General features: G+C 36.4%; 19 protein-coding genes. 7 read left to right on the top strand and 12 right to left on the bottom strand.

Annotated elements, in window-relative coordinates; genetic code table 11:
- The first annotated feature begins 5 nt into the window (after positions 1 to 5).
- Positions 6 to 1,118 (top strand): chromate efflux transporter, encoded by a 1,113-nt coding sequence (gene chrA / locus KFE94_09820; GenBank protein ID UTW64978.1) that lies wholly within the window; start codon positions 6 to 8, stop codon positions 1,116 to 1,118.
- On the opposite strand, the gene KFE94_09815 is transcribed toward chrA, so the two are convergent.
- From KFE94_09815 to KFE94_09785, 7 genes are all read right to left on the bottom strand, one after another.
- Positions 1,115 to 2,338: an alanine dehydrogenase gene (locus KFE94_09815; GenBank protein ID UTW64977.1), complete on the bottom strand. Its 1,224-nt coding sequence runs from the start codon at positions 2,336 to 2,338 to the stop codon at positions 1,115 to 1,117. The two genes, chrA and KFE94_09815, sit on opposite strands and share 4 nt — an antisense overlap.
- Positions 2,338 to 2,757, bottom strand: a complete 420-nt coding sequence (tsaE, locus tag KFE94_09810; protein ID UTW64976.1) for a tRNA (adenosine(37)-N6)-threonylcarbamoyltransferase complex ATPase subunit type 1 TsaE — start codon at positions 2,755 to 2,757, stop codon at positions 2,338 to 2,340. Before tsaE ends, KFE94_09815 begins: the two co-directional genes overlap by 1 nt.
- Positions 2,758 to 2,798: 41 nt before the next feature.
- Positions 2,799 to 3,461, bottom strand: a complete 663-nt coding sequence (locus KFE94_09805; GenBank protein UTW64975.1) for a DUF1211 domain-containing protein — start codon at positions 3,459 to 3,461, stop codon at positions 2,799 to 2,801.
- Positions 3,454 to 4,365, bottom strand: a complete 912-nt coding sequence (locus tag KFE94_09800; GenBank protein ID UTW64974.1) for a cation transporter — start codon at positions 4,363 to 4,365, stop codon at positions 3,454 to 3,456. The genes KFE94_09805 and KFE94_09800 overlap by 8 nt, the downstream gene beginning before the upstream one ends.
- Before the next feature lie 12 nt (positions 4,366 to 4,377).
- Positions 4,378 to 5,547, bottom strand: a complete 1,170-nt coding sequence (locus tag KFE94_09795; GenBank protein ID UTW64973.1) for an acyloxyacyl hydrolase — start codon at positions 5,545 to 5,547, stop codon at positions 4,378 to 4,380.
- 169 nt (positions 5,548 to 5,716) lie between these two features.
- Complete coding sequence (locus tag KFE94_09790; protein UTW64972.1) at positions 5,717 to 8,041, bottom strand: hypothetical protein; 2,325 nt, start codon at positions 8,039 to 8,041, stop codon at positions 5,717 to 5,719.
- Between the two features lie 228 nt (positions 8,042 to 8,269).
- Positions 8,270 to 9,823, bottom strand: coding sequence for a PglZ domain-containing protein (locus KFE94_09785; GenBank protein ID UTW64971.1), 1,554 nt, complete (start codon positions 9,821 to 9,823; stop codon positions 8,270 to 8,272).
- 72 nt (positions 9,824 to 9,895) lie between these two features.
- On the opposite strand from KFE94_09785, the gene KFE94_09780 reads away from it, so the two are divergent.
- From KFE94_09780 to efp, 6 genes are all read left to right on the top strand, one after another.
- Positions 9,896 to 11,128, top strand: a complete 1,233-nt coding sequence (locus tag KFE94_09780; GenBank protein ID UTW64970.1) for an HD domain-containing protein — start codon at positions 9,896 to 9,898, stop codon at positions 11,126 to 11,128.
- A 104-nt stretch (positions 11,129 to 11,232) separates the two neighbouring features.
- On the top strand, positions 11,233 to 11,688 hold the full coding sequence (locus tag KFE94_09775) for a hypothetical protein (protein ID UTW64969.1): 456 nt from the start codon (positions 11,233 to 11,235) through the stop codon (positions 11,686 to 11,688).
- A gap of 161 nt (positions 11,689 to 11,849) precedes the next feature.
- Positions 11,850 to 12,890, top strand: coding sequence for a UDP-3-O-(3-hydroxymyristoyl)glucosamine N-acyltransferase (gene lpxD, locus KFE94_09770; protein UTW64968.1), 1,041 nt, complete (start codon positions 11,850 to 11,852; stop codon positions 12,888 to 12,890).
- Positions 12,891 to 12,904: 14 nt separating this feature from the next.
- The gene (locus KFE94_09765) at positions 12,905 to 14,299 is read left to right on the top strand and encodes a bifunctional UDP-3-O-[3-hydroxymyristoyl] N-acetylglucosamine deacetylase/3-hydroxyacyl-ACP dehydratase (GenBank protein ID UTW64967.1); all 1,395 of its coding nucleotides are present in this window, start codon (positions 12,905 to 12,907) and stop codon (positions 14,297 to 14,299) included.
- A gap of 2 nt (positions 14,300 to 14,301) precedes the next feature.
- Complete coding sequence (gene lpxA, locus KFE94_09760) at positions 14,302 to 15,081, top strand: acyl-ACP--UDP-N-acetylglucosamine O-acyltransferase (protein ID UTW64966.1); 780 nt, start codon at positions 14,302 to 14,304, stop codon at positions 15,079 to 15,081.
- 7 nt (positions 15,082 to 15,088) lie between these two features.
- Positions 15,089 to 15,661 (top strand): elongation factor P, encoded by a 573-nt coding sequence (gene efp, locus KFE94_09755; protein ID UTW64965.1) that lies wholly within the window; start codon positions 15,089 to 15,091, stop codon positions 15,659 to 15,661.
- A gap of 57 nt (positions 15,662 to 15,718) precedes the next feature.
- Here the strand turns inward: efp and KFE94_09750 are convergent, their stop codons facing one another.
- The 5 genes from KFE94_09750 to KFE94_09730 all read right to left on the bottom strand — a co-directional run bounded on the left by KFE94_09750 (position 15,719) and on the right by KFE94_09730 (position 22,039).
- Entirely contained in the window at positions 15,719 to 17,041 is a 1,323-nt protein-coding gene (locus KFE94_09750; GenBank protein UTW64964.1) for a DUF58 domain-containing protein, read from the bottom strand.
- Complete coding sequence (locus KFE94_09745) at positions 17,041 to 18,009, bottom strand: MoxR family ATPase (GenBank protein ID UTW68253.1); 969 nt, start codon at positions 18,007 to 18,009, stop codon at positions 17,041 to 17,043. The genes KFE94_09750 and KFE94_09745 overlap by 1 nt, the downstream gene beginning before the upstream one ends.
- A gap of 140 nt (positions 18,010 to 18,149) precedes the next feature.
- On the bottom strand, positions 18,150 to 19,472 hold the full coding sequence (locus KFE94_09740; protein ID UTW64963.1) for a hypothetical protein: 1,323 nt from the start codon (positions 19,470 to 19,472) through the stop codon (positions 18,150 to 18,152).
- Complete coding sequence (locus KFE94_09735; protein UTW64962.1) at positions 19,465 to 20,151, bottom strand: DUF4129 domain-containing protein; 687 nt, start codon at positions 20,149 to 20,151, stop codon at positions 19,465 to 19,467. Before KFE94_09735 ends, KFE94_09740 begins: the two co-directional genes overlap by 8 nt.
- On the bottom strand, positions 20,126 to 22,039 hold the full coding sequence (locus KFE94_09730) for a stage II sporulation protein M (protein ID UTW64961.1): 1,914 nt from the start codon (positions 22,037 to 22,039) through the stop codon (positions 20,126 to 20,128). Before KFE94_09730 ends, KFE94_09735 begins: the two co-directional genes overlap by 26 nt.
- Positions 22,040 to 22,082: the final 43 nt, after the last annotated feature.

Here is a 22,082-nt window from a genome sequence, read left to right as displayed (position 1 = left end):
ATATCATGAACCTAACAAAAATTAAAGAGGTTTTCCTCGTATTCTTTAAACTCGGCTTTATTGCATTTGGTGGACCAGCAGCGCACATTGCCATGATGGAAGATGAAATCGTCCATAAAAGAAAATGGATATCGCAGCAGTATTTTCTGGATATGGTTGGTGCTACTAATCTGGTACCCGGGCCCAATTCTACGCAGATGACCATGCATTGTGGACATGTAAGAGCCGGATGGGCCGGGCTTATTGTTGGAGGGCTTGCATTTATATTTCCCGCAGTCGTATTTACTTTACTATTGGCAATTCTATACGGTAAATATGGAGAAGTTCCAGCTATTGCGCCATTGTTTTACGGCATCAAACCGGCTGTAATTGGAATTATTTTAAATGCCACTTACAAGCTCGGCAAAAAAGCTGTCAAAGGATGGCAACTAGCGGTTTTAGGGGTTCTGTCCTTAATCGCTTCCTTAGCCGGGATGGATGAATTTCTCATCATTATTAGTCTGGGAATTATTGGAGCCTTTGTGATGTATATTTTACAAAACAAGACTACCATTCAAAGCGTAATCCCTCTACTAGCCTTTAAGCCGCTAGTTCTATCTAACACCTCCATTTTCATGGTCTTCTTAAAAATTGCTATGGTTCTATTCGGAAGTGGTTATGTATTGATTGCATATATAGATGCTGAAATGGTAGAAAAACTAGGATGGTTAACCAAAGCACAATTATTGGATGCCATCGCAATGGGACAATTTACTCCCGGGCCAGTATTAACGACCGCCACATTTGTAGGATATCAATTGAATGGAATTACAGGCGCATTGTATGCTTCTGCAGGAATGTTTCTCCCTTCTTTTATCCTTGTGGGACTTTTGGTTAAACTGATCCCATTATTGAGAAAATCAAAAATACTGTCTTCTTTTCTGGACGCGGTAAATGTAGCTGCTGTTGGCATTATGGCCGCGGTGACTTTTAAAATCGGAATGGATGTAGGTACAGATTGGAAAGCATGGTTGCTAATGGGACTAAGTATTCTAATCGCATTTAAATTTCCAAAAGTCAGCTCTGTTTGGGTAATCATTGGTGGAGCAGTAATTGGATATGGTTTAATGATGATCTAACCAATCGCAGAAATCAACAAGTCCAAATCTTTATATGGAATTCCGTAGGTATCACTCAAGAACTTATTGGTGAGCATTCCTTTGAATAAATACACTCCATTTCGCAAACCAGTATCCTGTTTAATGAGACTGTCCACACCAGCTTCTCTACCAATATTCAACATTAGCGGCACAAAGATGTTATTCAAAGCCATAGATGCTGTTTGCGATACTCTGGATGCAATATTTGGTACACAGTAATGGATTACTCCATGTTTTTCAAATACCGGATATTCATGATTAGTCACTTCCGAAGTTTCGAAACATCCTCCCTGATCAATACTTACATCCACAATCACAGAACCCATCTTCATTCCTTCTACCATCTCATCCGAAACCATATTAGGTGTACGTCCATGCGCAGCTCTTACCGCTCCGATCGCCACATCTGCTGTAGACAATGCTTCACCTAATACATCAGGTTGAATCACCGAAGTAAACAGTTTTTGACCAATTTGATTTTGGAGTCTTCTCAACTTATACGTATCCTCATCAAATACCTTAACAATAGCACCTAAACCAATGGCTGCACGTGCGGCATATTCTCCCACACTTCCTGCTCCAATGATCACCACTTCACTTGGTTTCACTCCAGGGATTCCTCCCAGCATTGAACCTAAACCATTGTTCACCTTGCTTAGATATTCCGCGGCAATTAGCACTGCTGTATTTCCTGCAATTTCACCCATTGCTGTCACTAATGGGAAACTACCATCAGCTCCTCTCAGATAATCCCAGGCAATTGCTGTGATTTTTTTAGTAATTAATTGTTTTAGAAAATCTTCAGGTTGAATAGACAATTGTAATGCTGAAATCAACAATTGTCTGCGTGTCATCATTTTGATTTCTTCCAGCGAAGGTGGCTCTACTTTTAAAACCACTTGTGCCTGAAAAACTTCTTTGGAAGATTCTACAATACGCGCTCCGGCATCGCTGTACTCCATATCAGAAAATCCAGCAGGTACTCCTGCACCCATCTCAACCCAAACTTCGTGGCCATTATTGACCAACACTTTCACTCCGGAAGGTGTTAATCCCACCCTATTCTCTTGAAATGAAGTTTCTTTGGGCAACCCTATAAACAATCTTCGATCCGCATTGCGAATAGCAAATAATTGCTCTTTAGGCATTAATGATGCTTGCTGACTTAAACTCTTTAATGGATTTTCTTCTTCTGTCATTACCAAATCAATTTTATCTCACGACTATCTCCTATTCCGTTGATATGAAATTCTATTACCTCATCCGGCAATAATGATGCGATCTTGTCCGGCCATTCGATTAAACATACATTACCGCTATAAAGATAATCTTCATATCCCAAATCATAAGCCTCCATCTCTGATTTTAACCTATAAAAGTCGAAATGGTATATGATTTCATCCGATTTCGTTACATATTCATTCACAATTGAAAAAGTAGGACTACTGACATCATCAATAACTGACATCTCCTGACACAAGCGATGTATAAAGGTTGTTTTCCCTGCTCCCATGTGACCGTAAAACAAAATCACTTTAGACTGATCAAAATGAGAGATCAATTCTTGCGCTATATCTCCTAACTCTGATAATGTAACGTTCTCAAATACTTTTTCCATTACCGCAAATGTATTCTTATGAGGATAATATTTAGCTCTATTTATACTGCCGGTTTCTTTAAAAACTTAAAGTACTTGACTTTCACCAGTTTCTTTCTCAAAGTAAACAATACTGGGATCATAATAAATGAAATATCCCATAATATCGGATTGATAAACACCAATCCTGCCGCTACCAATGCAATAGCTGGCTCTGCCAAAATTTGCTTTTTAGTTGTTAAAATTGTTTCATCTGATACCGTATCAATGACCAATCGGTGATCCGGGTGAGTCGCATAGTTGAAACTGAGATATGAAAATAAACCGATCAGTAAAAGGTTTGCACTAAAAAATACTTTTATTGCTACATTATCAGGGAAGTTAGTCACATAGGCATTCCAAAATGGCACCAGCATAATCATAGCCAGAAATAAAATCTGAAACCAAATAAATGTTTGATTCACCTTCAGCGTTACTCCAAAATGTTCCAGATGTTTCATCCAGTAAATGGCGATGGTAACAAAGGCAATAAAGAAACCTCCCATATTAGTTAGTTGTTTTAGTAAAAACTTGGTCAACTCAGCTGTACTGTTAATATGCCCAATATCCGGAATCTCCAAATTCAGAATCATTATAGTCATCGCGGTAGCAAAAACAATATCCGATAAAAACCTTAGGCGTATCCGCCATTCTTTTACTTCTAATTCATCTAAATTATCACTCATGATTATCTTTTAATGCAATATCAACAAATATGGTTTCAAAATCCTTCTTCAGGACACGTTTTATCTCTGAACTCAAACGATGGTATTCTTTGGTTTCAATTCCCAAATCAAAGTCTACATAGATTACAATCCAATAACTGGAGCCTAATTTTGTGATAAAAGAATCAAACGGAAACCTATTCTGAATCACAGAATCTACTGAGGATTCTATTTTCTCTTTTTCATTTTGATTCTGAATGGAACCTCCACCTAATTCAATAAAGGCATTTTTTATAATCTGAATCGGACTACCAATCATCATCAAACCTAAAATTAGCACCAACAACGAATCCCCAATGTATAACAGAAATTCCAATGATGACCCTTCCTTTATCAAAGACATCATGGCAAAAGCTATCCCGGTAGCCAAGGTCAAAGCGCCATCAATCTTTGCCGATTCACTTTCTACCATAAGCATACTGCTTCCATTATTAATCTTTTGATTTTCCCACCGGAAATACAGTAGTAATGCTCCGGTCAAAAGAAGTATCAACCCTACATAATAATAAATGGGTTCCATTATGACCATCTCGGGTTTCTCGCCATTAAAATAATTCAGAATCTTAGCCATATTCTGAAAAAAGGCAGCGACAATAATTCCAAGAATCAATAACCCCTTTGAAAGTATAAATGCAGCTTCGTATACATAATTCCCAAAAGGAAACGTAGATGATTTTTTATGTTTATTCTTTGAGATAATGATAGCAATCACAGTCGCACCAGCCAATACAAAAGAAAAATTGCCATCAAGTAGCATTGCTTGCGACCCGGTTAAATGATAGGTCACCCATCCGGCTATGGCCATCACCACGCTGACAGCCACCGTCACCCAAAGAGCTCTATTTTCAACTTGATCGATATTCATTTGACAATGGTTCTAGAATTTATATCCAATACTCCATTCAATATAATCCGCAATTCCAAAGTTGTATGCCCTCAATGCAGCTCCCAGCTGTACTCCTTTGTAAACATTCCATCTTACTCCAAATCTTTGATATAAATCTGGTGTCTGTCCAGGAATTTCTTTTCTAAACAGGTAATACCCCAAATCAGCAAAAAATGAGGTTTTCCCTACCACCATCTGTCCGGTAGCAAATACGCTCATATTCCAATGCCACTGTGATTCTGTTTCTTGAGGATCATAAATTCCGTTCACCACATCCAACTGTGCGGTTGTACTTTCATCGTATGCCACATCTATACCTCCACCATATTTCCACTTACTGTGAAAGTGTCTCAGATATCCCAAACTCAAACCAAAAACATTGTAGTTGATTCCTAAATATTCTGTGGACAACTGTGTGATGGATGTATCAAATTTAACCTGCTTCGTGCTCAACTTCACATCTCCAAAAAATTCATTTTTAGGCTCAAACTCTTTTCTTTCCAACGGGTAAAAAACCGGATCATTTCCATGGATATGATATGCCAAACCTACTTTCGGACCTGTCATATTTATACCCATATTGGGTAGCGTAGTTGCACCGTTTGAGAAATGCGTAAAAGTATACGCCAAATCCAACTGCCATTTTTTTCCAAGCTTCCATTGTCCACGAAAACCAAAATCCAGATACACCGTGTTATACGATCCAATGGCTACATTAAAAGGATTAATTTCAGGATCATAAGGCTTCCAATTAAAAGTCATTCCAGCGGCTCCTTCAAAATGCAATTCAAACTTCTTCCATTTCATCAAAGTATTGTTGAAAAATCCATATAATGCTGCAGGATGTCCCAATTCTTCATCATTAAAAAAATCTACGGTATAGAGCCCAACTCCTACGGATGGCATCCCCCAGATATGATGCCATTCTTTTTCTCCATTGGTTTGTAACCCGTACTCTAAAGCTCCTGCTTGATAGGCATTTATAGGTTGACCTGTGGCATTATCTCCTTTCAAAAAATTGTTTGTGGGAAGCACTCCTCCAGACTGATAATTTAATCGGATAAATGGTAGTTTCTTTACTTCTGGCGCAATCGTTTCCTGCGCACATAACGAATTCAGACCTAGCACAATTATCCAAACGGACATCCAAATTGACCTCATTCTTTTGATTAAGAAAATTAGTATAATAAGTCGGTTCGAAAAGCTTTGATTTTGTGTGGAACCACGACAAATTTAAAATTTCAAAGCGCTTTTACTTTAAAATCAGTCACAAAAAAAGCCTTTAGACAATTCTAAAGGCTTTTTAATTCACTATATTTCATAAAATAAACTATACAATCTTATAGGATGTATAATTACCTGATGTATCCACTTTATTAAACCAATAATCATTATTAGAGTCAATCGCCTGTATAAGGATTTGTTTATTCGACTGGTCGGTTACTATATAAACATCTCCTACAAAAACTTGATTATTAGCTTTTCTAGTCACTAACTCTGCCCAGGTTAAAGACACAATCTGAGTATCATAAACTCTAACCGAAGATGTATCTGTATCATAATATTTAAATCCAAATGGTTTATCCAATGAATTCCAAACAGATGAAGGACCAACACACTGTATTCCAGTTGCATCTAACCATATAGAGCCTGAGAGGGTGGCTATTTTCTTTAATTCAGATATATAAACGTAATATCCTTCTTGAAGGATCAAGGGTAGAGAAGACACCGATTTTACTGTTACATTCTTTATCTGACCATTCGGTAATTCTGTATCTGGTTCTTGATCTGAATAATAGTCTATCCCATCTTTATTCCATTGATACATATTACCAGAACGTTCCGCACTAGAAACCAACGTTGTAGAATTCATTGGTAAAACACAACCTGAAGAATAAATCATTCCTATAACATCTTTTAAAATAAATGTAGGTTTTCTTAAGGTTGTAACTGATCTAAAATAGACTCCCTTTGGATCGGTAATTTCGACATTTCTGGTGAAATCGGTATTCTTCAAACTTACTTTCGCTCCATCAACCTGAGATAAGGTTAAAAATGCAGCCCCATTAGTGGCATAATTATTCAATCCATGATGCGTCTCAAAGTATTGATTCTTCAAAAATAAGATGTTGTTAATTACAAACTGAGTAACATTCGGCAATATCAACCACCATGCTTGAGTATTCCTATAACCATTAAAAATTATATTATCTATAATGCAATTCCCACTGCTCGTATAAATACTATATCCTTGAAAATAACCAGATAATGGAAATAAGGTTGTTGCAATATCTGAAATCACGTTCTCAAAACACAAAGTTCCAATCTTTGAATTATAGTCAATTACCCCTGGTAAAACATTTGCAGGCACATCTTTATCAGTTCCAGTAATTGACATTTTTTCTACAGTCATATTATGTAAGCTTACCGCAGTAGATTGCTGATCAATCAAATTGATCTCTCCAATATACCCATTTGAAAAGGTTCCTGCTCGAACACATTTTATTGCTGTGATACTATCAAAATGTATCCCATAATGTTCGCTTTGTTCAGTTTTCCAATATGCAAAGTATTTATTTTCATCTCCTACAGCTAGTTTATGTGTTGGGTTAGTCCCACAATTATAAAATAATATCGACTGGACCGTTAAGCTCCAGGCCCCAGACAATTTAGAATTTAACCATACTTCTTCCCCTTCTGCTCTTACTATATTACACTCTGCACTATAATCATAATCATTTTTTACTGGGGCTGAAATATCGAAAATAGTTCCACATCTATACGCTTTAATATAATCCACTTGCATAGTATATTTTTTACGATCAGGATTATAAGGTGCTGCTATTCCTAAAGGGTGTAACAATACAGTATCAGCTATAATACTCTCATAACGAATGCTTTTCACAGCATTCCCGTAGATCAAGCTTTTTCCCCAATTCCATCCATTTACATTAACTACACAATCTTCAATATACGATAAGTCATAATCTGCTTCTGTAATATATAAACCTGTTCCAATTGGATATGCAAAACCAACAGGAGGATTGTGTCCAAAATACTCTTTGACCGGATAATAGTCATATGATGTATTAGGTTGATAAGTTGTCTGATTATCTCCGTTACCATCTAAATTTAATTTCAGATAAATCCCCTTCATAGGTTTAGTTTGTGCAGAAAATCTAACCATAGCATCAACTGCGGCAACGGTTTTCTTTAATGTACATTGTAAGTCAATTCGGCAATTATCTTTCATATCATCCAAAGTCAAGGATTCAATCATGTAAACATTCTTTGTTTCCGAATAACACGAAGATTCCAGAGATGTTTTAAAATAGTCAAAGCAAGCTTGCATTTGGATGGTAGAATCTTGTGAGACTGATTCATCACGTACGCCAAACTGTTCAACATATATATAGTCTTTAACAACAGCCCTCCAAACTCTATTATCATTGCCAATAATCGTTGTTCCAGCATTATCTGTATATCCGGTTGAAGTGACAGAAATACACTCAAATTCATTACCTCCTCCGTTATTATCTCCATAATACGATTTAGTAATAACAATATCTCCAACTGAAGAGTTTTGTTTTTGTCTTAATTCTGCTATAGAATTTAAATAACACACCTGTTTGCAGGTTACAGCGTTTCCACTCATAATTTATAGGTTTTAAAAAGTTAATATTGCGCCTTATACTTTGATTCGATTTAAACTTATCATGGGTCATAATCTACATCATTACATAAGGGTTAAAATTCGCTGACTAATTTAAACCATACTTTTCTCAATTATGATTATTAAATGGTTAATTATTTCATCAAATATTAAAAAAACAAAAAAGCCTTTAGAAAATTCTAAAGGCTTTTATCATGATATTTAATCTTTCTAATTCTTCGGATTCAATGTCACAAACGGGATCAAACATTCTTCTAAAGAAATCCCACCATGTTGGAATGTATCTCTGTAATAACCTACATAATAGTTGTAGTTATTCGGATAAGCGAAGAATTTATCTTCCTTGGCAAAAACAAAAGCCGAAGACACATTTACTTTTGGTAACCCTGCTTCTGTTGGATTGGTTACAGCCAACACATCTTTTTCGTTATACTGAAGCGATTTACCCACTTTATAACGCAAATTGGTATTCGTATTCTTATCTCCAACCACCTTTGTGGGCTCTCCCACTTTGATACTTCCATGATCTGTCGTTACCGCAACTCTGCAGCCTTTGTCCGACATGATTTTCATCATTTCAAATAATGCCGAATGTTCAAACCAACTTTTAGCAATGGACCTGTATGCCGCTTCATCATCCGCTAATTCACGAATTACCTCCATCTCAGTTCTCGCATGCGAAAGCATATCAACGAAGTTGTACACAATCACATTCAAATCATTTTTCATTAAGTTCGGAAGATTTTGTAACAGTTTCTTCCCATTAGCCAGATTTGTAATCTTATTGTAGCTAAACTTCACGTTTTTCCCTTCTCTCTTCAGATTATTTTCTAAAAACTCTTTTTCATACTGATTTTTTCCTCCCTCATCATTCTCATTCAACCACATTTTCGGAAACATACGCTCAATTTCCGAAGGCATCATCCCTGCAAACATCGCATTTCTTGCATACTGCGTTGCCGTTGGTAAAATCCCATAATAGGCTTCCTCACTATCTACTCTAAAATACTCCTCCAACATAGGGCGCATGATTTTCCAATGGTCGTATCTTAAATTGTCAATCACCACAAGAAATAATGACTCCTGCTCTTTAAGCATCGGAAAAACTTTTTGCGCCAACAGTCTATGTGACATCATTGGAGATTCTTCTTCATCATTAATCCAATCCAGATAATTTTGCGCCACATATTTAGAGAACTGTGCATTCGCCTCCGACTTTTGCATCGCAAAAACCTCTTTCATGCTGTCATCACCCGATTTCTCTAATTCGATTTCCCAATACACAATATCCTGATACAACTCAATCCATTCTGAACTATCCAAACGATCACCTAAGCGCATTCCGATATTTCTAAACTCCTGCTGATAATTTGCCGTAGTTTTCTCGCTTACCAGTTTATTCTTATCCAGATTCTTTTTAATAGAAAGTAAAATCTGACTTGGATTCACAGGTTTAATCAAATAATCAGAAATCTGACCACCAATCGCACTTTCCATAATCTCTTCCTCCTCACTCTTCGTGATCATAATGATAGGCAAAGTGGAGTTTTTAGATTTTATTTTTCTCAAAGTTTCCAATCCGGTTAAACCCGGCATATTCTCATCCAAAAACACAATATCCATATGTTCTTCTTCTTCCAAAATTTCAAGTGCATCATCTCCACTTTTAGCTTCTAGAACTTCAAAACCTTTTTCTTTCAAGAAAAAAATATGTGGTTTTAATAAGTCTATTTCATCGTCTGCCCAAAGAATTTTAACGCTCATAGTTTGTATTTTTGTCTTAACAATTGATTCCCAACAAAGGAACGGTTTTACTATTTAACTAATGTATTATTTATGTCCGATTTAACGATTATTAAAAAGAAAATCTTTAACGATCCTTTGTACGGTTTTATTTCTATCCATCGTGGAATTATTTACGATATGATTGAACACCCTTGGTTCCAAAGACTTAGAAGAATCAACCAGCTGGGACTCACCAATGTGGTTTATACCGGAGCGAATCATACCAGATTTCAACACACCTTAGGGGCATATCACTTGATGAACCGTGCGATTGCGGTTATTCGTCAAAAAGGACATGAAATCACACCCGAAGAATCAGAGGGCGTTTATTTGGCCATTCTATTGCATGATATCGGGCATGGACCATTTTCTCACACATTGGAACATAGCATTATTGAAGGAGTAAGTCATGAAGACATTTCCATTCAATTCATGAAAGCGCTATCCAAAGAGTTTGATGGCAAGTTGGATTTAGCGATTAAAATTTTCACCAACACCTATCACAAAGCTTTCTTACATCAATTGGTATCCAGCCAATTGGACATGGATCGATTGGACTATCTGATGCGCGATAGTTTCTTTACCGGAGTAAGTGAAGGTGTGATTGGTTCGGATAGAATCATCCAGATGCTTGATGTAGCAAATGACAACCTGGTTATTGAAGCAAAAGGAATTTATAGCATTGAAAAATTCATCATCGCAAGAAGATTAATGTACTGGCAGGTATATTTACACAAAACAGTATTGAGTGCTGAAAATCTTTTGGTTAACATTATGAAACGAGCTGCAGAAATCAGCAGATCGGGAACAGAATTATTTGCCAGCCCTGCGCTAAAGTTTTTCTTACAAAACAGTGTGTCAAAAGAAGATTTTGAAACACAACCCGATTTGTTAAATCTCTTTTCACAACTTGATGATTTTGATGTGATCAGTGCCATTAAAGTGTGGCAAAATTGCGAGGATAAAATCTTAAGTCAGCTTTCACAAAGACTCATTCAAAGGTCTTTACTTAAAGTGAAGTTTAGTGATAATCCATTTACCAAAGAAGAAATTGACAATCAAATTCAAGAAGCTTCTCAAAAAATCGGATTAACAGCAGAAGAAACTGAATATTTCGTATTTAATGGAAAAGTAGAGAACCGGGCATTTAAATCAAAGTCAGAACATATCCAGATTTTACACAAAGACGGATCTGTTCACAATATTGGAGAAGATGCTGCACTACTCAATATTTCCGTTTTATCGGAACCGGTTGTCAAACACTTCCTTTGTTATGTAAGATAACAATAGGTCAATGAATTTCACGTTTTTATTCTCATTCTAAAGATTTGAAAACGTACTTTTTAATAGCATTCTTTTCTCTTTTCCTATTGGGGGCATGTTCCACAATGAAAACTGCTCAACGTAAGGGTTTAGATCAAAAACTAACATCTAAAAATTACACTTTTCTTTCCGGGGCTTTTGATTGTTCGCATAAGAATCTCCCTTTAATCTCTACCCGCGAAGAACATACTAAATCTCCTTATGATTCTGTTCATTTACAAGCAATTTCCCGCAAGCTTATTTTGATAGAAAAATATGCGCATGGCGTTTGTATTGACACCATTCAAATTAAGGGAAAGTTCAAAAACGGATACTTTAAAACCAAAAGAAACTGGGAAACACATTATACTGCCGGACCTTTACTCTGGACGTTACAAGATCATTTCAATTATATTGGGCTAACCAAAGATCACAATTTAATTTTACTTCACATGGATGGAGGAACTGTAGGGTTCTTTCTGTTCTTTCCATTTATGGCTGGAAATAATCATCAATACGCTAGTGAATATCCTCAAATTTAGACGCACCAAAAGTCATGTAAATACACCCATTAAAACCTTAAAAAACCATCTATCCTTTTTACCGATATGGGATGTTAATAAAATTGCCTTGATATCAAGGCAAAACAGCATTTTAGCATTATTTTTGGCGCGTACAAAACAAAGTATATTCAAATCACATCATGGAATTTACCGCAGCGCAATTGGCCGGATTATTAGAAGGGAATCTGGAAGGAAATTCAGAAGTATTGTTAAATGATCTCGCTCAAATTGAAAAAGGTAAAGAAGGTTCGGTTTGCTTTCTCTCTGATTTAAAATATGCTAAGTTCTTATATACGACTCAAGCAAGTGCTGCCATTGTAAGTAATGATTTCAAAGCAGAAAAAGAACTTCCATCTACTTTGACATTAATTCGTGTAGAGGATCCAAGGTTATCTGTTGGTAAAATCCTTGAAGTTTATCACCAGTACAAAAACAGTCAAACGGGAATTCATCCAACTGCAGTAATTGAAGAATCTGCCACCGTTGGTGAAAATGTATACATTGGCGCCAATGTATACATCGGTCATCATACTGTAGTAGGTGACAACTGTAGATTTAAAGCTGGTGTAAGCATAGGTAATGGTGTGAAAATTGGATCGGATTGTCATTTTCACTTCAATGTAACCATTGAAGATGATTCTATAATCGGTAATCATTGTACGATTCAGCCTGGAGCTGTAATCGGAAGTGAAGGATTTGGATTCCAACCGAATCAGGAGAATAATTATCAAAAATTATATCATATTGGAAATGTGGTTTTAGAAGACCATGTTGAAATTGGTGCCAATACTACTGTAGATCGTGGTACCATTGGTTCTACTATTATCCGCAAAGGTGTAAAGCTAGACAACCTTATTCAGGTAGGTCACAATGTTGAAATTGGTGAAAACACTGTTGCTGCGGCACAAACAGGTATCGCTGGTTCTACGATTATCGGTAAGAACTGTATGTTTGGCGGGCAAGTAGGATTTGCCGGACACCAAAAAATTGCAGATGGTGTTAAGCTTGCTGCTAAGAGTGGTGTTCAGGGTAATATTGTTGAAGAAAACAGTATTCAACAAGGTGCCCCAGCATTCCCGGTAATGGATTATAAGAAATCATATGTTTATTTCCGTAAGCTTCCTAAACTTGCTTCGGATATAAATGATCTAAAAAAGGAGATAAAAAATCTTAAGTCGTAATTGAAACTATATAGATGATTGTAAATCAAAAAACGCTAAAAGCTCCGTTTACAATTAAAGGAGTCGGGCTACATACTGGACAACTCGCAACTGTAACTGTAAAACCTGCCCCAGTGGATACCTGGTTTGTATTTCAACGAATGGATGTTGATGGACAACCTACAATCAAAGCAGATGTTAGCAATGTAACCACTACTACCAGAAGTACTACACTAGAGCAAAATGGTTCAGAAGTACATACTACCGAGCATTTATTAGCTGCACTATACGGAATGGATGTAGATAATGCTATTATTGAAATTGATGGTGCTGAAGTTCCAATTCTGGATGGTAGCTCCAAACAATGGGTAGATGCAATTCTTGAAGTAGGACTTGAAGAACAAGATGCAGAGAGAGAATATTTTTACCTGAACGAGGTAATGAAGTTCGAAAGTGAAGCGAGTGGAGCTGAATATTTAGCTGTTCCTGACGATCACTATAGAGTAACTGTAATGGTAGATTACCATTCTCCATTATTAGGCACACAACATTCAAGTATGTACCACATCAGCGAATTTGAAAAAGAAATCGCTCCATGTAGAACTTTCGTTTTCCTACGTGAATTGGTTCAATTGGTAGATGCTGGTCTGGTTAAAGGTGGAGATGTGGATAACGCGATTGTGATGATTGATCGTGAAATTTCAGAAGAGGACAAACAAAAGCTTTCAAAAGCATTTGACAAGCCTGCTTCTATGTTGGAATCTACAAATCGTGGAATTCTAAATAACGTTGAATTACGTTTCCAAAATGAACCGGCAAGACACAAATTACTGGATTTAATTGGTGATTTTGCTTTAGTTGGAAAGCATATCCGCGCGCACATTTTAACTGCTCGTCCTGGACATACAGGAAACAAAGATTTTGCAAAAGAGCTCAAGAAACAGGTGCTAAAACAAAAGAAACAAATCAATTTCGATTTAAACAAAGAGGCACTTTACCACATCAAGGATATAGAGAATAAACTTCCACATCGTTACCCAATGCTTTTGGTTGACAAAATTCTGGAGCTTTCAGAAACGCATGTAGTTGGATTAAAAAATATTACCAGAAACGAAGCTGTATTTGATGGGCACTTTCCGGAAGAAGCGGTATTCCCTGGAGTACTTATCGTAGAAGCTTTAGCGCAAGCAGGAGGGTTCCTTGTTTTATCTACAGTGGAAGATCCGGAGAACTACTCAACATACTTCTTAAAGATAGATGGGGTCAAATTCAAACAGAAAGTTGTCCCTGGAGATTCTTTGGTATTATCTTTGGAACTCATCGCGCCTATTAGAAGAGGTCTAGCCAATATGAAAGCGACTGCTTACGTTAGAAACAAAGTCGTTGCTGAAGGTGAACTCTTAGCGCAAATTTCAAGAAACAAAAACTAATAATGATTAGTAACTTAGCATATGTGCATCCAGATGCACAACTTGGGGAAAACGTACATGTTGGCCCTTTCTCAACAATAGAAGCGGACGTAAAAATTGGAGACAACACAAAAATTGAATCCAATGTGACCATTATGAATGGTACTGAAATAGGACATGACTGTCATATTTTCCCAGGTGCGGTGATTGGTGCAGACCCACAAGATCTTAAATATAAAGGAGAACCTACAAAAGCGATCGTAGGAAATCATACTGTAATTAGAGAATGTGTAACCATCAACCGAGGTACAAATGACAGATGGGAAACACGTGTTGGGGATCACACCTTACTAATGGCGTATACGCACATTGGTCATGATTGTATTATTGGAAACCACTGTATTTTAGCGAATTCAGCTGGCGTTTCCGGACACGTGACTATTGAGGATTACGCAACTATTGAAGGTCAGGTGGGTATCGCACAATTTGTGCGTATCGGATCTTTTGCTTTTGTAGGTGGAATGTCAGGCATTCGTCAAAATGTACCTCCATTTGTAAAAGCAGCAAGAACACCTTTAGCATTTGTAGGTGTAAACTCGATTGGTATGAAACGTAGAGGTGTGCCAGAAGAAGATATCCGTGCAGCAGAAGAGATTTATAAAAAACTATATATTCACAATACAACGATAGCGAAAGGAGTTGATGATATTACTTTCACTGTTAAGGATTCAAAAATAAAGACCCAAATTTTAGAGTTTATCGCTAATTCTAAAAATGGTATTATTAAAAGTCCAATAAACTAAACAAGATATGGCTTTAGCAAATACTTCAGAGATTAAAAACGGATTGTGTATCATGCACAATAACGACATCTATAAAATTGTTGAATTCCTTCACGTTAAGCCTGGTAAAGGTCCTGCTTTTATCCGTACTAAATTGAAGAGTTTAACAAGTGGAAAGGTGGTAGATAACACTTTCCCTTCCAGTGCAAAAATTGATGTAGTACGTGTGGAAACTCGTAACTATCAATATTTATACGGAGATGATGAAGGGTTTAACTTTATGAACACGGAAGATTACGAACAAATTTACTTACCAAAGAATGCATTAGAGAATGCGGATTTGATGAAAGAAAGTGATATCGTAACTATCGTATTCCACGCAGAAGAAGAACGTCCTTTAACAGCAGAGCTACCTGCTTTTGTTAATTTGGAGATCACTTATACGGAGCCTGGTGTTAAAGGTGACACTGCCACAAATGCAACAAAACCTGCAACAACAGAAACCGGTGCAGAAATTAGAGTCCCTTTATTCATTAACGAAGGCGATAAAATTAGAGTTGATACCAGAAAACGTGCTTACGTTGAGCGTTTAAAAGAATAGTTTATTCTTTTTCAATAGGATTTTAAAGCCATCCCAAATGAGGATGGCTTTTTTATTTTATATCAATCCACGCGCTTTTAACTCCAGATATTTATTTAATGAATCAATAGATAGATTCTCTGGAGTGGTTAAGATGGTTTGAATGCGATGTTTCATCAATAAATTCTGCATCTTGCGTTTTTCCGAAACATACTTCCCTGCCAGGATTCTTTGATACACGTTGACTTCTTCTTCAATCTCACTATGTGAAAATTCTTCAATCTCCTTATCTTCAAAGAAAACGACCACCAATAAATGCATTTTGTTTAGCCTTCTTAAATAAGGCAGTTGACGTTCCAATGCATGAATACTTTCAAAATTGGTATACAATAAGATTAAAGATCTTCCATTTAGCATCTTACGCGTGATACGCATCATCAGGTCATAATTGGCTTCCTTTTCGGATGGCTTTTCCCGATACAATTGCTCTAAAATTCGCTTTAACTGCAACGAACTCCGATCTGCTTTAATAGATGCTCCAACTTTATCTGAAAACGTCACGAGACCCGCTTTATCGTATTTCTTAAGCGCAACATTCAGCATCACCAAAGCAGAATTCACCGCATAATCCAAATAACGCATCTTTTCAAAGCGCATCTCCATGCTTCGGCTTTTATCAATAAAAACATAAACAGCCTGAGACCTTTCATCCTGATATTGATTTACCATTAATTGATTTCGCTTTCCTGTCGCACGCCAATTAATCGCACGGATATCATCTCCAATCACGTAATTTTTAATTTGATCAAACTCATAATTATGACCAATCTTTCGAATCTTTTTAATTCCATCCAAAGTAGAGATTCTCGCTAACGCCAAAATCTCGTATTTTTTCATTTGGTTTACAGAAGGGAAAACTTTACCCACCTGTTCCTCTCCGCATTTAATTCTTCTTTGCACCAACCCAATCGGACTATTTAAAAAGATATTAATCACACCAAATCTATACTCCCCTCTTTCTTTTGGTAGAATTTCATAATCAAATCGAGACAATTCATTGCCATTCACCTTCGCATGCAACATTAAATTTCGCTCCTGAAGCTGATACGGCAATTCATCTACGACATTAAGATTTAGGTTAAATGGATATTGGTTATATATTCGGATGGTAATTTTATTCTGGTCTCCCAAAGTCATCAACTCCGGAATCTCTCTTGAGCCAGTCAAACTGTGTTTAGGCCAATACAATAATGCGATATCGATTAAAATCAGAATGATTAAAACCACTAAAAGCAATTGCCCTAAATCAAAAGATATACGCAACCCGTATCCTATAAAAAAAAGGACAATGATTCCGGACAATGCCCAATAAAATCGATTACTTAAATAAATTCCACGCATTAACGAGGTACTTCAATTGATTCAATTAACTCTTTGATGACCATTTCAGAAGGTGCACCTTCCAACTCTTTTTCGTGCGATAAAACAATTCGGTGATTTAAAACGTATGGCGCTAAAAACTTCACATCATCAGGAGTCACAAAATCACGTCCCTGAAGTGCAGCAAAAGCTTTTGAGGTTTTTAGTAACCAAAGTGAAGCTCTGGGGGATGCTCCCATATAAATCTGATAAGAGTTTCGTGTACTCACAACAATTTCTGCAATGTAATCTAGCACTTCTTTTTTGATATATACCTTCTCCACCATATTGTAAATTCGATCAATATCTGATGGCTTTAGTACCTTTTGGATATTCTCAAATGATTGCGCAAAATCACTTTGATAACGTTCCAAAATCATTTTTTCTTCATTTAATTCAGGCAATTCTAAACGTATTCTAAACGTGAATCTATCCAACTGCGCTTCCGGGAGCTGATAAGTTCCTTCCTGTTCAATTGGGTTTTGTGTTGCCACAATAAAAAATGGCTGATCCATCTTATGCGTAGTTCCATCAATGGTTACCTGCTTCTCTTCCATCACCTCAATTAATGCCGCTTGAGTCTTGGCCGGAGCTCTATTGATTTCATCAATCAACACGATATTTGAAAACACGGGACCTTTCTGAAAATCAAATGTGGAAGTTTTCATATTAAATACAGCTGAACCAATCACATCCGCAGGCATCAAATCCGGAGTAAATTGCACTCTTGAAAATCCAGTATCAATACTTTTTGCTAACAGTTTTGCAGCCAAAGTTTTTGCAATTCCCGGTACACCTTCTAATAGCACGTGACCACCTGTAAATAAAGAAACCAGCAATAAGTCAATCAACTCACTTTGACCGATCAACATTTTAGAAATCTCTACACGTACACGTTCCGCATCACTATGTAACTTTTGTAAATCTTCGACCGGAATATTGGTGTACATTTTTGTTTCACTAACAGTCGTATCTTCTGCTACCTCTTTCTTGATTTCTTCTTTGGTTTCAACAGAACCAGATACATTGCCAAGAACCTTATCGGTTCCATTCTGTTCTTCATTTAACTGCTTATTATCTTCCATAATCACTATTTAAGGTTACGATAAAACTTTTCTATATCATCATGAAGTTTAATAAAAACTCCATGAGTCACAGATTTCCAATTTTCAATTTTTTGATATCTCGTAAAAATGCTTCTGATTTCTTCTTCATCATATTTCGTCACTTTTACGATTTCTCGAATAATCTTTTCTGTTCCCTGATGCGTATCAATATTCAGTTTGACATGTAAATACCACAGGAAGTTTTCAAACATATTCTGAGTAATCTCAAAATACTCTGTAGAATCTTTATACAGATATCCTAATTTTTTAATCTGAATCAGCGTTCTATTCGATCTATCTTCAATAATTGGTATGGTCGCCTGTTTTCTTTTTCCATTAAATATGACAAAAAGAATAGCCATAATCAATAATCCATACCAGCCCCATTTTAATTCCTGATTTTCTAAAATCATACTTAAAATACTCTCATCATCCCGATAAAAGGTAGTTCTAGGTACATATAGTTTTAAATAAGGTCTATTGAATATCCAATTATGTTCTTCCCATAGAATATCTCCTTCATTTAGATATGCAAATACACCATCCACATAATCCAAATCATTATTTTCCATAAGGTAGGCATTCACAAAAACATTCGGCTGCGTATGAAAATAGAAATACCCCTGACCTTGTTTTATCCTGAAATAATTCGCACCATTACACAAAGTGTCTATGATTTCTAAATCATAACTATCAGTACTATCTATGTAATGATAATTCTGAGTGACGCCCTTAAGTCGAACCCGACCTAATACTTCTCCATTCACGGTTTCCAAACTATCAGACGAAATAAAACTCCATTGACTCTTCACTTTTCCAAACACCCCATAATGGAAAGAAGAATCTACTTCCATTTCTAATCTCGGATCTTTTAAACTAAAAACAGCTCCATTGGCATTTCTAGATTCATAGTAAAAATCCACCTCTTTTGATGCTAACTTTTCGATTAATTCGTATGAAAGATTCTCTGTAAATATGAATGCATTATTTCCTTTATTTACAAAATCTATCAATGCTTCAGCATCATTCTCTACCAGATAAATATCCTCTCCGATAAATACATAATTTGATCTTTCTTCAACATTATTTAATGAGATATGAATTGGTGCATCTAAAATCTCAAAATCACTTTCGGAATTATATCTTTTTAGAATTTCAGTAATAAAATAAGTCCCCTTTGCCTTTTTCTTATCCAGAATATATGTTTCGCTCCAATCTACTCTTGGCTTTCCAAAAAACACAAAATAAATGGTCAGCAAGCCAATGGCAGCAGCAATAAAAATCCATATTTTACTGTTCTTAAACATTGGTAATAAATCCCTTTCTGTACAATGTGAATTTTTCTTTTACACGCGAATAATATGGCGCATCCACCTCCGCATTACTGTACCAGGCGAACTCATAAATTCGCACCAGTTCATTAAATTGAGTTCGTTGTTCTCCTAATTGAAGTTTATATGAGATTTGTCTATTGGTTAAATCAGGATGCCACTGAATACTCTCAGAATCTACCAGGGCCTTAAGCACTTGAAGGAAGCGCAAACGCAAGGCCATTTTCCAGTTTTTCTGAGATTCAGCAATCTTAAGCATTTTAACCAAATCCAATTCTAAGAATCGTTCATCTAATTCTTCCTCAGTAATATTTAAAAGTTGTTTGGCTTTCCTGGAAGAGGTAAACTCAAACATCGATTGACCATACAACCGGTACAACACAAAAACCAACACCCCGGCAATCAAAATCAACACGAAGTATTTTAAAAACTCAACACTTCCCCAATCAAATTTGGGAGATGATGTGGAATGCTTCACCTCTCTCATTTCCGGTCTTTCGTAAAAGTATTCAACACCCTTAGTCTCTTCATTCCACCAGGCTGTATCTGTTTTATGAATTCGAACCGAATCTTGTGATTGAGCATTTATACTTAACATAATACCCATCAGACCAAATATCCATAAAAACCTAATCCACCTCACGCTCCAATCCATAAGCAAACTTTTTGGTTTTTATTTTAGATATTCTTGATTTTAACTCCCATGCAAACTTGACTTCCAAATTAGAATAGAAAGCCATCACCATTCCCACCAGAATCATTTGATAAATGAAGAAGTATACAAACGATAAAACGAACGTAATAATGAAAGCGATCAATTGTACTGCTGTTTCCGCCTCCATATCTATATTCATTTGAATCACTTCAAAATAGGTCCAGATAAATGGCGAATACAAAATCATCATCATGACAAAAGCCAGAATGGACATCACAACCAACAGCGCGATGCTTTTATAATATTGAATCCATCCTACAGAAATAATTTGATTTACGTTTAACTTTTGTTCTTCCCAATAGAAAGCGCCCACCATCATTAAAAAAACAAATGGTGTCAGCAACATTGACACCCACCAGGAAACAGATTCAGGAAGTAAGAAAATAAAGTTCCATAACACCACCAACACCAATAAAACTCCCCATTGACGCGTACTAAACTTTTTCTCTGGTTTTAAATACCTCTTCGCAGCCAGAATTACACTTCCAAAAACCAAAAAGAATAAAACCGTATTGATTAAGAATCCCAGATTCAATTGATAGTAGGTAAAGTATCGATAAATATTGGTAATGATTCCGCTGCCATTAATAATATCCAAAAGGTTACCATCACTATGATCATAAATAAAATAAAAGGAAAAAGCTAACGCTGCACCTAGTGACATCTTCAATGGAAAACTTCCCATTTCTTTGATCAACTTAATCGCAGAAGAAAGCATTTCCGACATTTCCTTGATTTTTAAAAGCTCAATCTTTTCGGTATCGGTAGGTGGAATTCTATAAAGACCCAAATCTTTTGAAAACCCCTTCTTACTCTTTTGCCAGGGTAGCCAAACGTAATAGCCTAAAATGAAAAACAAAGAGCCCAAAATAATGATCAATCGAATAATTGTTGGAGCATCCGTAAATCTTGTCGCAAAACTTTCAATAAACCCTGCAAGAATAAATACAGGAGTAATTCCAATCATGACTTTGATTCCGCGCTGGGCAGACATTTGAAAAGCTTCAAATCGGGTATATGTGTCTGGAAACAGCAGCCCTCTCCCCAGGGTTAATCCAGCTCCACCCGCGAGGATTATTGATGATATTTCGAGAGTTCCGTGCAACCAAATGGCCAACATACTTTCAAAACCCACTCCATGTTGAAAAAAGAATGTCTGGAATGAGCCTACCATCACAGCATTATAAAATAGAATAAGCACAGATCCTACTGAAAACATAATCCCCATGACGAATGTTCGGTATGCGACCATCAGATTATTCAACGTGATATAGAAAAACATATCTGTAGCTCCATGACTTTTATACACCGCTACCGGATCACCTTTATCTATGTTTTCCAGCGTCATATTCACATAGTGATCCCCGAGGATACCTCTTACAAATTCAGGATCATATAGATTGGATGTGGTCCCGATCAACGCACCTATAAAAAAGATAAATAACGCCAGACGCATATCTTTTCGTGACTGATGCATTGAATAAGGTATTTCTTCCTTCCAAAATTTTTTAATCCCCTTCAGCGTCACTTTCCTAATATCTATTTTGAAAAACAATGCCTGTGCAAACCGATTCAAATAAATACGTACACCGCGATGGGGGTAAAAAGTTCGGCTATAGGATAAGTCTTCGGATACCTCAACAAACATCTCCGAAATTTCCTCAGGGTTAGAAGTTTCTTTTTTAAAAAGTTTTTCTCCTTCAGACCATTTATCCTTATTCTGGCTAATGAAACTGGTTTCTTTCATCTCTTCAGTCGATAAAAGTAAAAAATTCAACCAAGGAAACAACCAAATCAAACGAATAGTATTGGGCTTTATAAACTCCAAAATGAATTTATTTTCCAATTATTAGGTAAAGATCAAAAAAGAC

The sequence above is a fragment of the bacterium SCSIO 12643 genome, assembly GCA_024398135.1.
Lineage (GTDB): Bacteria > Bacteroidota > Bacteroidia > Flavobacteriales_G > Salibacteraceae > CAJXZP01.
Note: the sequence above shows the minus strand (reverse complement) of the source record. Positions and strands in the feature narration are given on the sequence as shown.